The sequence below is a fragment of the uncultured Sunxiuqinia sp. genome (assembly GCF_947495665.1).
Taxonomy (GTDB): domain Bacteria; phylum Bacteroidota; class Bacteroidia; order Bacteroidales; family Prolixibacteraceae; genus Sunxiuqinia; species Sunxiuqinia rutila.
The window spans coordinates 58,954-75,472 of record NZ_CANLZV010000007.1 but is presented as its reverse complement, the minus strand read 5'-3'; the positions used below and the strand labels follow the sequence as shown (position 1 = coordinate 75,472).

At 43.9% G+C, this 16,519-nt stretch carries 12 protein-coding genes; 7 read left to right on the top strand and 5 right to left on the bottom strand.

What is annotated here, in order from left to right; all coding sequences use genetic code 11:
* Positions 1-146: 146 nt before the first annotated feature.
* Both ccsB and Q1A18_RS10465 read left to right on the top strand, forming a co-directional pair.
* The gene (ccsB, locus tag Q1A18_RS10470) at positions 147-3,191 is read left to right on the top strand and encodes a c-type cytochrome biogenesis protein CcsB (RefSeq protein WP_299579316.1); all 3,045 of its coding nucleotides are present in this window, start codon (positions 147-149) and stop codon (positions 3,189-3,191) included.
* A gap of 182 nt (positions 3,192-3,373) precedes the next feature.
* A complete protein-coding gene (locus Q1A18_RS10465; RefSeq protein ID WP_299579313.1) occupies positions 3,374-5,245 on the top strand; it encodes a long-chain fatty acid--CoA ligase in 1,872 nt (623 codons plus the stop codon).
* Positions 5,246-5,319: 74 nt separating this feature from the next.
* On the opposite strand, the gene Q1A18_RS10460 is transcribed toward Q1A18_RS10465, so the two are convergent.
* Positions 5,320-5,760, bottom strand: coding sequence for a hypothetical protein (locus tag Q1A18_RS10460; protein WP_299579310.1), 441 nt, complete (start codon positions 5,758-5,760; stop codon positions 5,320-5,322).
* 118 nt (positions 5,761-5,878) lie between these two features.
* Complete coding sequence (locus tag Q1A18_RS10455) at positions 5,879-6,667, bottom strand: FkbM family methyltransferase (protein WP_299579307.1); 789 nt, start codon at positions 6,665-6,667, stop codon at positions 5,879-5,881.
* 349 nt (positions 6,668-7,016) lie between these two features.
* Here Q1A18_RS10455 and Q1A18_RS10450 point away from each other — a divergent pair, with 349 nt between their 5' ends.
* The 5 genes from Q1A18_RS10450 to Q1A18_RS10430 are packed head-to-tail and all read left to right on the top strand — an operon-like array spanning position 7,017 to position 13,135.
* On the top strand, positions 7,017-7,727 hold the full coding sequence (locus tag Q1A18_RS10450; protein WP_299579304.1) for a 4Fe-4S binding protein: 711 nt from the start codon (positions 7,017-7,019) through the stop codon (positions 7,725-7,727).
* 1 nt (position 7,728) lies between these two features.
* Positions 7,729-8,904 carry a radical SAM protein gene (locus Q1A18_RS10445; RefSeq protein WP_299579301.1) on the top strand — a complete coding sequence of 392 codons (1,176 nt, stop codon included), beginning with the start codon at positions 7,729-7,731 and terminating at the stop codon, positions 8,902-8,904.
* A 5-nt stretch (positions 8,905-8,909) separates the two neighbouring features.
* Complete coding sequence (locus tag Q1A18_RS10440) at positions 8,910-10,478, top strand: polyprenyl synthetase family protein (RefSeq protein WP_299579298.1); 1,569 nt, start codon at positions 8,910-8,912, stop codon at positions 10,476-10,478.
* A gap of 11 nt (positions 10,479-10,489) precedes the next feature.
* Positions 10,490-11,314 carry a hypothetical protein gene (locus Q1A18_RS10435; protein WP_299579295.1) on the top strand — a complete coding sequence of 275 codons (825 nt, stop codon included), beginning with the start codon at positions 10,490-10,492 and terminating at the stop codon, positions 11,312-11,314.
* Between the two features lie 27 nt (positions 11,315-11,341).
* Positions 11,342-13,135 (top strand): prenyltransferase/squalene oxidase repeat-containing protein, encoded by a 1,794-nt coding sequence (locus Q1A18_RS10430; protein WP_299579293.1) that lies wholly within the window; start codon positions 11,342-11,344, stop codon positions 13,133-13,135.
* On the opposite strand, the gene Q1A18_RS10425 is transcribed toward Q1A18_RS10430, so the two are convergent.
* The 3 genes from Q1A18_RS10425 to Q1A18_RS10415 all read right to left on the bottom strand — a co-directional run bounded on the left by Q1A18_RS10425 (position 13,132) and on the right by Q1A18_RS10415 (position 16,494).
* The gene (locus tag Q1A18_RS10425; RefSeq protein ID WP_299579290.1) at positions 13,132-14,235 is read right to left on the bottom strand and encodes an alanine racemase; all 1,104 of its coding nucleotides are present in this window, start codon (positions 14,233-14,235) and stop codon (positions 13,132-13,134) included. The two genes, Q1A18_RS10430 and Q1A18_RS10425, sit on opposite strands and share 4 nt — an antisense overlap.
* Before the next feature lie 354 nt (positions 14,236-14,589).
* Positions 14,590-15,867: an adenylosuccinate synthase gene (locus Q1A18_RS10420; protein ID WP_299579287.1), complete on the bottom strand. Its 1,278-nt coding sequence runs from the start codon at positions 15,865-15,867 to the stop codon at positions 14,590-14,592.
* A gap of 186 nt (positions 15,868-16,053) precedes the next feature.
* Positions 16,054-16,494, bottom strand: coding sequence for a transcriptional repressor (locus tag Q1A18_RS10415; protein ID WP_299579284.1), 441 nt, complete (start codon positions 16,492-16,494; stop codon positions 16,054-16,056).
* Positions 16,495-16,519 lie beyond the last annotated feature (25 nt).

The window sequence follows — 16,519 nt, the reverse complement described above, 5'->3', positions numbered from 1 at the left end:
TTGAACTGTGTTCTTGCTCTTTCGAGCCGAATTTTAAACCAAAAATCCCAATAAATGTTAATGTGATAGCTATTTAAATAAAAGCATTTTTTTACTCAGTTTTAAAAATTTACTTTACACTTCTTTTTAACAAAAGCCACTATCTAATGAATAAAATCTATCAATTCCTGGTTTCCACTTCTTTTATGGGGTTCTTATTGCTGATTATGGCCTTTTCGATGGCCATTGCTACATTTATTGAGAGTAGTTACGGTACTCCGGCAGCTAAGGCCCTGGTTTATAATACCCATTGGTTTGAACTTGTTTTTTTACTACTGGGCATCAGTTTGATTCATAATTTCTTCAAGTACCGCCAATTTACGGCCAAGAAACTGACCATTGGCATTTTTCACTTATCATTTATTGTTATTTTGATTGGTGCAGGCATTACACGGTACATTAGCTTTGAGGGAATGATGCATATCCGCGAGGGAGCTTCAGCCGATTATATTGTTTCAACCGATTCGTACTTCACGGTAGAAACTGACCAGCAAAAGTTATCCGATAAGGTTTTGTTTTCAGAATTGAGCGCAAAAGAATTCAGTGGAAAACTGACGATTGAAGGAGAGCATGTACGTGTAAAATCGGTTGGCTTTGTAAAAGATGCCGTGGGAACGCCGGTAGAGACTGAATCAGGAGATCCGGTTGTTGATTTTGTAATTTCAGCCGGACAAGGTATGGAGAGCTTTACTTTTGGTAAGGGGCAATTGGTTAACCTGGGGCCTGCTACGGTGGGTTTTGAAGGGCAGGCCGATGTTCGTTTTGAACAAGAAGGTGCGAAACTGTTTGTTGTAGCAGATCGCGACATGGAAATACGCTCCATGGCAGGAGGGGAGCCGGAGCAGGTGCCGGCAGGAACCCGCTCTGAAGTCAAGTTGATGCATTTGTACGCGTTTGATGGTTATCTGGTGTTGGTGAAAAAGTTTTATGAACATGCCAGTTTGCGGGTGAGTAAATCCGGTTCCGGCGATACGGGTGAAGATGCTGTTATTGTTGAAATCTCCAATGGAGAGCGGCAGGCGATTGTCAATGTTTTTGGGCGTGCTGGTCAAATTGGTGCCCCGGTAACTTATATGATTGGGCAAACCCCGGTTAAGTTAACCTATGGTTCGCAACCGGTTAAGCTGCCCTTCCGTTTACGATTGAAAGACTTTCAATTGGAGCGTTACATTGGTTCTGAAAGCCCTTCTTCGTTTGCCAGTGAAATTGAATTGATTGATGACGAACGGAATGTGCAACGCGATGTTCGTATTTTTATGAATAATACCCTGAAGTACCGCGGATTTCGCTTTTATCAGTCGTCGTATGACCAGGATGAATTGGGAACAATTTTATCGGTAAATAAAGACTTTTGGGGAACTTTGGTAACTTATATCGGCTATTTCCTGTTGACTGTGGGGATGATTTTATCGCTGGGAAACAAGAATTCCTATTTCCAGGTTTTGGTGCGTCACCTGAAGCAGTCAAGCAAAATCAAATTTGCAGGTCTGTTTTTGGGACTTATGCTCCTTGGAGGGGCCGGGCAGGCTCAAAGTACTGCTGGTATTCCCCGGCTGGATGAAGAATTGGTGAGTGATTTTTCGGAGTTGTGGGTGCACGGGCATGACGGCCGTATTGAGCCGATGTCTACTTTGTCAAGCGAAATTCTTCGGAAACTGAGCCGGAAGTCATCGCTCAATGGCATGTCTCCTGATGAAGTTGTGTTGAGTATGAATTTGTATCCCGAGCTGTGGCGTTCGATACCCTTCATCAAGATTGACAAGGAGATTGCGGCTTCTATAGGAGTACGTGAAAAATATGCACGAATTATCGACTTGTTTGATCTGGAAGGAAACTACCGGATTACCGAGCAAGTGCGGGCTGCTTTTGCCAAAGCACCGGCTTTGCGAAATAAATTGGATAAGGAATACATTTTCCTGGACGAGCGGATCAACATCAGTTTTATGGTTTTTAAAGGTGATTTGCTAACCTTCTTTCCGCCGGTAAACCAAACAGATGCCTGGTGGGCTGTAGGAAGCACCCCAACGGGGTATCCTGCCAACGATTCCCTTTTTGTCAATCGCAGCTTCAACCTGCTGGCTGGAGGAATTGAGTCGGAAGGCGGCGAGATTCAACCCCGACAGATTATTGCAACGATCGCGGCTTTTCAACAAAAATTTGGCGCGGAAATTTTACCGTCAGCACAAAAGAAATCGGCTGAAATGGTTTACAACAAATACCAGCCCTTTAAGCGGGTTTTTCCGTGGTATCTGTTAACCGGTTTTATTTTACTAGCCATTTTATTTGTCAATATCTTCCGGCAAAAGCCCATTCACCGGGTCACCCGAATCACCTTTAGCGGGCTGATCTATTTGGGCTTTGCAGTGCATACGATAGGCCTGATTGTTCGCTGGTATATTTCGGGACGTGCCCCTTGGAGTAATGGCTACGAATCGATGATTTATGTTGCCTGGGCTGCCATGCTGGCCGGAATTATCTTTGGGCGAAAGTATCCGATGGTTTTGGGTACTGCGGCCGTTTTAACCGGTATTACCCTGTTTGTCGCTCATCTCAATTGGATGAACCCTGAAATTACGCCGTTGGTTCCGGTGCTGAAATCCTATTGGTTGATGATTCATGTGTCCATCATTACAGCAAGCTATGGTTTTCTGGGGCTAAGTGCTTTCCTGGGCATCCTGGTGCTCGTATTGTATGCTTTAATGAATCGAAGGAATCAAAAGAATATCGACTACTTTATCGATCAGTTGACGACCATCAGCGAACTTTCGGCGACCATTGGTTTGTACATGCTTACCATTGGAACCTTTCTGGGAGGGGTTTGGGCTAACGAAAGCTGGGGGCGCTACTGGGGCTGGGATCCTAAAGAAACCTGGGCTTTAATTACAGCGGTCATCTATGCGTTCATTGTACATATGCGACTGATCCCTTCGCTACGGGGGCGTTACAACTACAACCTGGCTACGGTTATTGCCTTTACATCGGTACTGATGACTTACTTTGGTGTGAACTATTTCTTGTCAGGACTACACTCCTATGGAAAAGGTTCGGCTGATGGCATTCACTGGGCGGTGTATGTTTCGTTCGGTTTAATTACGGTTTTGGCACTGTGGTCGTACAGCCAGTACAAGAAGTATGAAGCAATAGACGAATAGAATAACGTGTTAAAAAAAAACATTTTATATTCCTGTAAGTGTTTGCTGGATAGCGGGGTATCGTTGTTTTGATTTGCTCTAAATAGATTTTATCCATATCTGAATAGATTTATATCAATTTTCTAGAATTCCTGAAATGTTAACTTTGTCGGGTTAACTTGAGTGTAACTAAACAGAGAAATATGGAAAACATGGTTAGGAGGACATTTGACATCCTTGACTGGTGTGAAACAAATTATCCTCGCGAAGATGCGCTGGGCGGAAAAGCCAATGGCAAGTGGTACACCTATTCAACTTCGGAGTATAAAGCAAAGTCCCACCTATTTGCAATGGGCATGTTGGCTAAGGGACTTCAGAAAGGGGATAAAGTAGCAACAGTTACAACTAACCGTCCCGAGTGGAATTTTGTGGATATGGGACTGGCCATGGCCGGTTTGATTCATGTGCCCATTTATCCAACTATTGGCGATGATGAGTATCGCTTTATTCTGGAACATGCAGATGTTCGCTATGTGGTGGTAGGCGACAATAAATTGTATGAAAAAATAAGTGCAATAGCAGCCGAGATCCCGGCAATCGAAGGAATCTATGCTTTTGAAGATTTTGAGGGCTGTCCGCATTTCAGAGAGATTATGGAGCTGGGGGAAAGCAAGCAAGCAGAGTGGTCTCCGATCCTGGAGCAAATTAAATCCGCTGTTTCTCCGGATGATCTGGCAACAATCATTTATACATCAGGAACAACAGGTGTGCCTAAAGGAGTGATGCTTACCCAAGAGAACTTGGTGGCCAATTTTACAAGTCATGCCCGGATGCATAACCTGGGGAAAGACCATCGGGTGATCAGTTTTCTGCCGCTTTGCCATGTGTACGAACGAAGTGTCAATTATCACTTTCAGTACAAAGGAATGGGGGTTTATTATGTTGGAAACCTGGGGCAAATTGTGCCGGCAATCAAAGAAATCAAACCTCACATGTTCAACTCGGTTCCCCGTTTGCTTGAGCGGGTTTATGACGGGTTTATATCGAAAGGGAAAGAACTTACCGGCCTTAAAAAAGTGATTTATTTTTGGAGCGTCAGTTTAACGCGTCACTTTGAATACAACAAGAAATACAACTTTTTTCTTCGGATGAGAATTCGGGTGGCCGACAAGTTGGTTTACTCGAAATGGCGCGAAGCTTTAGGAAACAACATTGTTTATGTGGTTTCGGGTGGAGCCGCTTTGCAACCCCGGATTGCGCGCGTAATGGGCATGGCTGGCATGTACACGCTGGAAGGCTATGGTTTGACTGAAACCTCGCCGGTAATTGCTGTAAATAACCCGGCATTGCGCGAAATGAAAGTCGGAACAGTAGGGCCGGTTCTCGATAATGTGGAAGTTCGGATTGCTGATGATGGCGAAATTCTGTGCAAGGGCCCATCAATCATGAAAGGGTATTACAAGGCACCGGATCTGACAGCCGAAGTGATTGATGAAGAAGGTTGGTTTCATACCGGCGACATTGGTGTTTTGGAAGAAGGGAAATACCTGAAAATTACCGACCGCAAAAAGGAGATGTTCAAGATGTCAGGCGGAAAGTACATTGCGCCTCAGATGATTGAGAATAAGTTGAAAGAATCATTTTTTATTGAGCAGGCTATGGTGATTGGTGAGAATGAAAAATTTGCCAGTGCCCTCATTTCGCCGAATTTTGAATATTTGCACGACTGGTGTTCGCAACACAAGATTCACTTCCGCGACAATGAAGATCTGGTTCAAAAGAAAGAGGTCAATTCTCAGTTTTTTAAAGAAGTTGCTGCCATAAACAAGACACTGGGACAGCACGAAGAAATTAAACGTTTCCGCCTGGTTTGCGAGGAATGGACCCCTCAAACGGGCGAGCTTTCACCGACCTTGAAGTTGAAGCGCAATTTCGTTACCAAGAAATACAAGCACATTATTGATGCAATTTATGCTGCAAAGACACCGAATGGGGGCAATGGGTTAAGGCTACCCAAAGTGAAGGTGAATTTACGCTTTGATATGAATGAGCTACTGAAAAGAATTAAGCTGTAATAGCAAAGAGGCTGTTTCGAAAGGAAACAGCCTCTTTGTTTATGTTTTTTTGCCAATCTTCTGAAATTAACAGCTTAAGCGATAACTCTGCTCCATGGAATGGCTGCCAGCATAATGATATAGGCAATTCCGAAGAAGACCAGTGACAGTCCAAACTTTTTTCGCGAATGGGAGGCTTTTTTCGACTTGCTGCGACCGATATGAACCAAGACAACAGCAATAAGCATCATTAAGAAATGTTCGACGGCGTAAAAGCGTAAATCTGCGTTTTTCATGGCTGCACCAAAGTTTTGGAAAGCCGCACTGGTAATGGGGCTTAAGAAAAAGTACAGCACCAGCCCGGTTAGCAGCTGAAGGTCCATGGCGGCCGTGAAAATGATTCCCAGAATGTTATCGGATTTTCCCCATTTTTTTTGACTAAACCAGCCCATGAAATATTTGAGCAGGGAGACTAAGGCAATCAATAAAATTAACCACCGTAAGGTGTTATGCAGATGTAAGAATCCTGTGTACATAGTTTCAATTTTAAATTATTCTCTTTAAACGTTTTGCCGGACTTTTGGTTGAGAATATTTTGTTGAATCGAAAGGATTCTATTTGTAAATTTCTGGTTTAATATGCCAGAGTGCTCGTTTACAGCTGAATGTATTGGCCGGCCAGTTTGTCAAGCTTGTCGGCATGAAAGAAAAAGATATCACGCGATTCATGCTCAGTAGCCGGTCTTAACTTTCCGTTCAGTAGGATAACGGCTTTATAGTTTCGGGCATTGAAAAAATCAAGCATCTCCCGGCGTTTTTCGCCACCACTTTCAACCAGTAATGTTGGTTGAAAACGATTAATCAGAGGCTCCATCTCGGGCAGGACCACCGTTTCAAATCCTTCAATGTCGCACTTGATAAAGTCGATGCGATTCAATTCAGCGAATAACTCACTGCCGCGTCTCATTTCAGCTTCTGAAACAATGTCGGTTTCGTCAGCGGCCTGGCTGGGTTTGTCAATGACAAAATGGGAGCCCGAACCCACATATCCTTTTTTGATTCGGGTGTTGTTTCCCAGCTGAATTCGTTTGTTTTCGTTGCCTAGTGCAAAAGGATATATCCGGACATTGTTAAGGCGTTTGGTATTTTTTTGAAGTACTTGCCTTACTGGCGCCACAGGCTCTACGGAGTGCACCTGCCCCTGTTTCCCCACCAATTTCGAAAACCAAACGGTGAGGTAACCCAGGTTGGCACCAATGTCAATCACAAGCTCTCCCGGGTGGATGATCTGCTTGAGAAAATAGGGGTATTCAAACGATTTGCTCAGCTTTAGCAAACCGGTGTTGAACGTAAAGAAATACGCTTTGCTTAATACGTAAAGGTAATTTTCAAACGAGAGCGAACGGTAGAGTATTGTCCGGATAATAGTTCCAATTTTTTTCATTGGTTGAATCGATTCTGATTTTTGGAATTAGCAGCAGGAGTATTGAGTTCAATACTGCCTAAACTACAAATATAGTATTTCCTTTTTCTTTATAACCTGTCATCTTGGTCTGAAATAGCTATAACTTGTTGTATTTTTATTGCTTTTGAAATTCAAAAAGTAAAATCTTTTCAAGATATGGGGCACCACTTTTTTTGTGAAAACTTGTTAATGCTGTTGTATAAGTTTGGGAATGATTTCCCAATTGAGTGGATTTTAATTTATTTAGCTAACTAAATGTACCGAAAGCATGATTCAAACTACATGTATTCTTTTTTGTCGATGTGGAGCAGGTGTAATTTCGAAGGAAATGACAGACCAACTGGCTGAGAGCTTTCATCAGCTGGATGTGGATGTTTATGAGTTGAATGATTTATGTGCGTTTTCGGTGAACGAAAAAGATGTTCTGGAGCGGATTGCCGAAAAGTACTTGCGCAAAATTGTGGTGGCCTGCTATCCGCGTGCGGTGAAGAACATGTTTAAGCAGGCTTCGATTAAACTGGAAAATTTTGAGGTGCTCAACTTCAGGGAATTTACCGTAGATCAAATTCTGGATAAGTTGAAAACGGATTACCAGTTGAAGGAAGGGAAAGCGCGCTATCAAATTCAAATGAATGAGTTGTCAGTACCTGCCTGGTTTCCGGTGATTGACGAGTCGCGTTGCACGCTTTGTGGACAATGTGCTCGTTTTTGTCTGTTTGGAGTTTATGCTTATGACAAAAAAAGCCTGACGGTGATTAATCCGTTGGCATGTAAAAATAATTGTCCGGCTTGTGGCAGAACTTGTCCAGCCTCGGCCATTATGTTTCCGCGACTGGTTGAGAATACGGCATTGGCCGGAGCCGAGCCGGGAGAAAAATCTCCGCGGTCATCTGCACCGAAAGAAGGATTGTTTGTTTTGCTGAATGAGCGTAACCAAACGCGGAAATCAATATTTAAACAGGACGTGGTTCAGCTGGCTGAGGAAGAACGACGGAAAGCCTTGGAAGAGTTTAAAAAAGGGATTGGAAAAGAAAAATAGCATGCTGAAACAACTACTGTTTAAGACGGATAAAAAGTGTCTCTATAAATTTGTGTACAACCTTGGAATAAAAGGAACACTGAGCTTTAATCGTTTTCAGAAGCGACTAAAGAAAGGCACGTTCTTTCCAGCCTTTCACTTTATTTCAGTAACCGATGACTGCAACCTGAATTGCCAGGGATGTTGGGTGACTGGGAAAAAGAAAAATAGCCGTCTGACAGCTGAGCAAGTCGATCAGATTATAACCGAAACCAAAGCTCAGGGCTCTTATTTCTTTGGAATTTTGGGAGGAGAGCCTTTAATGTACAAACCACTTTTTGACGTTTTCAACAAACATTCGGACTGCTATTTTCAGCTGTTTACCAATGGTACTTTATTGTCGCCGGAGGTGGCAGAAAAGTTGAGGCAATGCGGCAACGTTTCGCCCTTGATCAGTTTTGAAGGAGATGAGGACGTGGCGGACGTGCGTCGTGGCGGAAAAGCAGTTTATCAGCGAACCCGGCAGGCAATTGACCATGCAACAGATGCCGGCCTGGTTACCGGAGTGGCCATGAGTGTTTGCAAGTCAAATTTAGACCTGGCGCTTTCGCCTGATTTTATTCAGTCATTGATCAATCAGGGAGTCACTTACCTGTGGTATTATATTTTCAGGCCGGTGGGCGAAAACGCTTCGGCCAATTTGAGCCTGAGTCAAGAGGAAATACAACAACTTCGGCAGCATATGGTCGAAGCACGCACCAAATACAAGCTGGTTATTATTGATGCTTATTGGGACGGCGAAGGACGTGGATTATGTCCGGCAGCCTCGGGGCTGAGCCATCATATCAATGCCTCCGGATACATCGAGCCATGTCCGGTTATTCAGTTTGCCACCGACAGGATTGGCGATAAGCCCTTGGCGGAGATTTATCGTTCATCGGCCTTTTTGAAGGAGCTGAAGCATGAAATCCCCCGGCAGACATCGGGCTGTATCATTATGGAAGACCCTGAGTGGCTGGTGGACTTTGTGGAAAAACATGGTGCCAAAGATACTTCAGGAAGAGGCAATGAAGCGGAACGCTTGCGTGCCATGGAGCGAGTATGTAGTCATGGCTCAGGGAAGCCTGTTCCGGAGAAAAACTGGGTGTATAAATTTGCTAAAAAACGAGCCTTTTTTGGCTTGGGCGCTTACGGATAAAAAGCATGATCAAGACGCAACGACGACTCATAGTACCAACGGATGTAAAAATGCGGAGTGCCCTTCGAAAGGAAGCGGCCCGGCTGATTGTAGAAAAAAACATCTTACCACCGGTTGATTTTGACCGCCTGGAAGAACTGGCCGGGGAGCTTATTCAGCGCTTGGGTGCAGACCAGGTGTTTCTTGAGTTTGCGATTGTGCTTTGTGGAAATGAAATTTGGCGTGAAGTGGTTGCTGCTACTCCTTTTAATCGCCGCTTGCTGTTGCTCCCGCAATGCCTGAAAAATACTTCAAGTTGTCAGGCCGAAATGGATTCGCTGGGACTGATTTGTGCCGGGTGTAAAGGATGCCAGATTGATTCGGTGCTGAATAAAGCCGAAGCTTTGGGATATACCACCTTGGTTGCAGAAGGCACAACAGTTGCTGTTGGTCTGGTCGAAGAGGGAGCCATTGATGCTGTTATTGGCGTGAGTTGTATGCCGGTGTTGCAGCGCTCATTCGAACCCGTTTCGCGAGCTGCAGTTCCTGTTATGGGCTTGCCCTTGTTGTATGATGGTTGCGAAAATACCAATGTTGATTATGGTTGGTTGTTTGAAGAAATGCACAGCTTGAAACCCAATTCAAGCAAGCAGCCCTTGTCGGTTTCTTTGCTGAAAGATCAGGTGTTGGATTATTTTACGGAATTCAACCTTCAGGAATTTTTTCAAAAGCATGATTCGACTGAAAAGCTGGCAAAACGCATGTTGTTAATGGGGGGACAACGCATTCGCCCCTTGCTGACCGTATTGGCTTACCGGTCTTATACCCCTGAAATTTCTGAAGAAATACAAGCCGCTTTGGCACTAATTATTGAATGTTTCCATAAGGCCTCGTTGATTCACGATGATATTGAAGATGACGATGATTTTCGTTACGATCAGGAAACGTTGCATAAAACGCATGGCATTCCTCAAGCCATTAATGTGGGCGATTACCTGATTGGGAAGGGCTATCAATTGTTGGCTGATTTGCCAATCGAGCCAGCGGTTTTAGCTGAGTCGTTGCGCGTGGTGGCTTCTTCTCACCTTAATTTGGCAACAGGGCAGGGAGCCGACCTGATGCTGGATCAGAACCGGGAAGCTCTCACGGTTGATCAAATTTTAAAAATCTTTACCCAGAAAACCGGAGAAGCGGTAAAAGTAGCTTTGCTGCTTGGAGCCATTCATGGTGGTGCATCTGCCAGTGAACTCAGCCGGCTGACGGTTTTTTCAGACTGGTTTGGCATTGCCTATCAAATTCGGGATGACTTAAATGAATTTCAGGATGAACAGCATCAGGACCAAGTGCATCATTTTCCGTTTCTGTTGGCTTTGTTGAATGAACGATTTATTGAAAAAGGGAAGTCGGAATGTTTAGCCGATTTGGGAAAAATGAAAATTCAGCAAATTCGTCAGCTGATTGTTGATGAGCGAATAGATGAATATGCGGAAGCTTTTTTGAAGTTGTATGTGGAGAAGTGTTATCACGAATTGGATCAACTTCAAAACCTGAAACTAAAACTGAGTCTGTATGGAGTGATGGGAAAAATTTTCTGACGGGCTGAAATATGAAACCTTCCTTCAATCATCAACCAATCTATCAACAATTTATTGAGCGGGTCCAAATCGGCTTGGATTTGTTAGATGCTGAAAGTCAGCACGAAGTTAAAGTGTTTATTGCTGAGCAGCAACATGTGGATGGAGCTTTTACGGATCGTGGTGGCCGGCCGGATTTGTACTATTCATTATTCGGATACTGGTTGGCTTTAGCGATGAATCAAAACGATGTGTTGACAGGTCTGAAGGCGTTTGCTCAAAACACGAGGAATGAAGAAAGTGTTGTTGATCGTTTGGCTTTGATGTTGATTCAGCAAAGCCTGTTGAAGAAACGAATCCGTGGTTGGGCGCTCATTCGGGCTTTTCTTCGTGATGATCATCCCATTAATTTTTCCTACCAGTTGTTTCTGTCGCTTTTGGTTTTGGATGCCGGCTATGGCAGGAAGCGCTGGATGTATGCTGTTCTTACATTGTTATTAAGATTTTATAAAATGCCGGAAGGGGCACCATGCAGCTTGGTTGCTGCGCTGACAGTAGCTCGTTATGAAGTGGGGTTGCCAACAGCAAAAATGCAACAGCAACTACTCACGTACTTTGAAGACGGAATAGGTTTTCGGGCGTTTGAGCAGGTGCAATCAGGCGATCTGCTGTCGATGGGAGTGGCCTTATTCGCTTTGCAAAAATCGGGTTTTGACACGCGCCTGATTGCCCCGACTTGCTTTGATTTTGCCCAGCAGTGTTACGATAAAGGGGCTTTCTTATCGGGAGACGGTGATGCAAATCGGGATGTGGAATATACTTTTTATGGGCTGCTGGCTTTAGGCTGTTTAAAATAAAACTAACGAACTAAACTGAACCTGATTATGACTGAAGAAAACTGGCAAAAACGTTTTGATGAGCTGTCCGGTATTTTACTGGATGAGATGAATCCGGAGGGATTCTGGACCGGCGAGTTGTCGTCCAGTGCGTTGGGCGTGGCGGTGGCTGTTGCGGCGCTTCACGTTCACGATAAGGAAGCCAATCAGTCTGCTATAAAAGGAGGCCTGAATTGGTTGAAAAAGCATATAAATGCTGATGGAAGTTTTGGTGATACGCCCCAAAGTCGGGGCAATGTGAGCACGAGTTTACTGGTTTATGCCGCCACCAATTTATATGCCGGAGAAGATGAGGCGATTGCGGGGCTCCAGGCCAAACTATCCAAATACCTGGCTGAGCAGGGCATTGATTTGCAGTCGTCTCAAGTTGCGGAAACGATTCTTAGTCATTACCAAAAAGATTATACGTTTTCTGTTCCCATTCTGACCATGTGCGGTTTGTGCGGCATTCCGGAGAAAGAGGCTTTCCGGCCGATTCCGCAACTGCCTTTCGAACTTGCTTTATTACCCCGCAATTTTTACCGATTGCTCAATCTTAGTGTGGTTAGTTACGCTATTCCGGCGTTGATTGCCGTGGGAATCGTAGTTTTTAAAAAGAAAAGGACCAATGCCTTGGCACGAGCCGTAAGAGGCAGAGCAATCCGGCCTGCTTTGGAGCTGTTACGAAGCTTGATGCCGGAGAGCGGTGGCTTTTTAGAGGCCATGCCTTTGACAGCTTTTGTTTGCTTAAGTTTGGTTGAAGCGGGCTATAAGGATTTGGAAGTGGTTGAAAAGGGCATTGGTTTTTTGAAGCGTACCCAGCGCGAAGATGGCAGCTGGCCAATCGATATAAATTTGTCCACCTGGGTTACTTCTTTGTCGGTGAAAGCACTCCGCTCAAAGATGGATACTGTCTTAACACCGGATGTAAAAGAGAAGTTGGTCACTCATTTGAAAGAAGTCCAGAACCAGGAAATTCATCCGTTTAACGGGACTGGTCCGGGAGGATGGGGCTGGACGAATCACAGTGGCTCAGTACCAGACGGCGATGATACCCCAGGAGCCATTTTAGCACTTCTTCAACTTCAGCCAAAGAGCGAAGTGAAAAAGCAGGTACTGGCTGGGTGCAACTGGCTTTTGCAGCTTCAAAATAAAGATGGCGGCTTGCCCACTTTCTCTAAAGGTTGGGGGCGCTTGCCATTTGATCAGAGTTGTGCCGACTTGACCGGGCATGGCTTGCTGGCTTTGTCGGCCTGTATGGAAGCTTTCCAGGACGAGATGGATCGGTCCAGTCTGAAACGGTATCAGCGTGCTTTTTTTCGAGCGTTAGCATATTTGCAGAAGAAGCAGCGGGCAGATGGAAGCTGGCTGCCTTTGTGGTTTGGAAATCAACAAACAGATGATCATTCTAATCCGGTTTATGGAACGGCCAGGGTGCTGACTTATTTGAAGGATGTCTCGGCTTATAGTTGGATTGATGTCACTACGAGGCAGCAATTGCAACAGTTGATTTTGGCTGGTCAGCAGTTTCTGGTTAGTGTTCAAAATCAGGATGGAAGTTGGGGAGGAGCCAAAGAGGTGCCCGGCTCAATGGAGGAAACTGCGTTGGCAGTTTCAGCACTGTCAGGCGGGCGCGCGAACGCAGCCTGTGTTGCTGGATTGCAGTGGTTGGATGACTGCTATCAGCAACATGGTTTAAAAGCGTCGCCCATCGGGCTTTATTTTGCTTCGTTGTGGTATGATGAAAGACTGTACCCGCTAACGGCTTACCTGGAAGCCTTGGGTAGAATGCAAACGACTTAGTTGGTTGATTTTGGGATTAACGAAATTAGTTCGCCATCTGTTGTGTAATAATTTCCCATTAGGTTAACGGTCAAACAGCTGTGTACCGGAATAATTTCAACCAGATCGCCTACATTGATCAGGTTAAAATCCTTGTAGGTTAGTTTCAGAATACCTGTTTCCTGCGACATTTCGCAAAGGTAGTTTTTCTCATCCAGCAAGATCTTTTCATCGTCTTTACGAACGACGATCTGTCCGTACAGGCTCTTCCCATCCGTATTGATAATGGAATCCTTGGAAATATGGATGGCTCCGCCGTAAATGGTAATCTCGTTGCGCGAGCCGTGTTTGGCAATTACCGGGCATACGAGCCGGATGGCAATGTCTTCAAAATTACAGCTTCCCAGTTTGAGTTGCATAAGGTCGTAGAAGACAAAGTTCCCGGGGCGAATTTCATCTACCCCATCAAAGTTTTCGCAAATGCTTTCCGAAGGCGTGTCGCCCATGGAAACAAGCAGGTTGGGCCAATCTTTTTTGTATCGGTTTCTGAGTGAACGCATTTTCAGCAGGGCATCAAAATGAAAATTGAAGATCTCATGCCTGCTTTTGGCTTTGTAAGTATGACCTGCGTGGGTCAAAAATCCCTTGAATTGAATGGCTGAGGTTTGCTTAATAATTTCCAGCAGACTGTCTATCTGATTGGTTTTACTGGCCATAATTCCAGTTCGGTTGTGCCCCGTGTCGATTTCGATAAACAGTCCTATTGGTGATTTTATAAATTTAGCGAGTTGTGTCAGGATGTCTTTATTCTCAACAATCAGGTTGAGGTTTATTTTTTTTGCCAGCGAATTGATTTGGTTTATTTCCAGTATGTTGACTGGTACGGCGATGGTAATGTCGTTCCATCCATGCTGGGCAAAATAGGTGGCCATTTGAACAGAGGACACCGTGATGGCGGTTACTCCATGCTCACGAAACCATTCCCCCACAACAGCTGATTGATGGGTTTTAAAATGTGGTCTGAAAAACAGTTTTTTAGCTTTAGCTTTTTCAGCCATTCGGGCAATATTCCTTAAACATACTTCTTTGTCAAGGATTAAGGTCGGGCGCACAATGTTCATAAACGTTCATTCATTTTTGGTTTCAAAAAACTACTATTTTGAGACTTTTCTGTTAAGAAAACTCGTTGAACGTCCCTGCTGTAAAACGGTTATGGTTTTACTTTTCTCTATGTAAATCGCAAATACCTATTCCGGGTAGTATCTTTTTAAAAGTCCCATCTTCTGTAAAATAATTATCCTCCTAAGCACCAAAAAAAAGATGAAAATGTATTTATAGAAGAAAATAAAAAGCCTTCTGGAATAAGCATGCTAAAAATAGTATTTTAAGTGAACTTTAAAAAGAAAATGAAATGATTTAAACGAAAAAGAGCCCTTATTTAGGGCTCTTTTGAGGTATTTTATGAATTTGGCTTGTTATTCTTTAACCGTGTGGATGGTTTGTGCCCGGTTAGGTCCAACCGAAGTGATCGTAATTGGAACGCCGGTTTCATCTTCAATGAAGCTGATGTAGTTGTTCAGCTCTTCCGGAAACTCATTTGGATGAGTGAGTTTTGTCAAATCTGTTTTCCAGCCAGGAAGCTCGACATAAATTGGTTTTACCTGGTCGTCCAACTCAAACGGAAACTTATCAACAACTTCACCGTCAATTTCGTAGCCCACACAAACTTTAATGGTGTCAAAGTCGTCAAGAACGTCTCCTTTCATCATGAAAAGTTCGGTTACACCATTAATCATGATGGAATATTTCAGAGCAACCAAGTCAAGCCAGCCACAACGCCGTGGGCGTCCGGTTGTTGATCCGTACTCATTTCCTGCATCGCGCAGTTTTTGGCCGGTTTCACAGTGAAGCTCGGTTGGGAAAGGTCCCATACCTACGCGTGTGCAATAGGCTTTGAAGATTCCGAATACTTTGCCAATTTTTTGTGGCGCAATTCCCAGTCCGGTACATGCTCCTGCACAAATGGTGTTGGACGAAGTAACAAAAGGGTATGATCCAAAATCGATGTCCAGTAGAGTTCCTTGTGCACCTTCAGCCAAGACCGATTTTTCTTCCTGCAACAGGTCGTTAACCATGTGCTCGCTGTCAACAAAGGTAAATTCTTTTAAAATCTCAATGGCTTCGAACCACTCTTTCTCAACCTGTTCAAGAAGCTCTTTGTAGTCGAACTGGAAGAATTTTTCAAGCATTTCTTTGTGAGCGTTCGTGCGTTGAGCGTATTTTTCTTCAAAATTTTCGCCCAAATCACCAACACGCAAGCCATCCCGTCCAATTTTATCTTTGTAGGTTGGTCCAATCCCTTTTAAGGTTGATCCGATTTTTGTATCCCCTTTGGCTGCTTCCGAAGCTGCGTCAAGCAATTTGTGAGTTGGTAAAATCAGGTGGGCTTTTTTAGAGATGTACAGGTTTTTGTGCAAGTCCAGACCGTGCTTTTTCAACGAGTCAATTTCTTTCTTAAAAACCAAAGGATCCAGCACAACACCGTTTCCAATGAGGTTGACTTTATTTTCGTGGAAGATTCCTGACGGAATAGAGTGTAATACTTGCTTGAAATCGTTGATTTCTAGTGTGTGCCCAGCGTTTGGTCCACCTTGAAACCGAGAAATGGCATCGTATTTTGGGGTTAAGACGTCTACAATCTTTCCTTTTCCTTCATCTCCCCATTGGAGACCTAAAATAACATCTACTTTCATTCTATTTGGGTTACAATTTTAAAGCATAATTAAACCGCAGAGTTTAATGCTTTCATCCTGAAAGTGTTCTGCGGTGCCAAATTGTGTATTATTTGGCGAATAAAATTACAAATTATTTTTTCATTCGGGCATAAAAAAGCCTCTGTTTCATCAGAGGCCGTTTATTTATAATGAGTTTAATAGAAGTTAAGGTTCAATGCTTTCTCCGTAAATGTACAGGGTGTGGTGCGAAAGCTTGAAATTATACTTCAAACAGGCTTCTTCAATAATTTCACGAATACGTGGATCGTAAAATTCCTTGACAATGCCGTTGTTGGTGTCAATCAGGTGGTCGTGTTGCAGGGTGGCAAATGCTTTTTCAAACTGAGCAATGTTTTTGCCAAACTGATGCTTAACGACGAGTTTGCATTCCAGTAGTAAGTCAATGGTGTTGTATAGCGTTGCCCTGCTGACCCGGTAATTTTTATTTTTCATCGAAATATAGAGCGATTCAATATCAAAATGCCCTTCACGAGAATAAATCTCGTCAAGAATGGCAAAGCGCTCCGGGGTTTTTCGGTGCCCATTCTTCTCCAGGTATTCTGTGAACATGTTTTTCACAGTATCTTTCGTTTTATGGTTATTCATATTTAAACCAATTTTAAATAAAGCA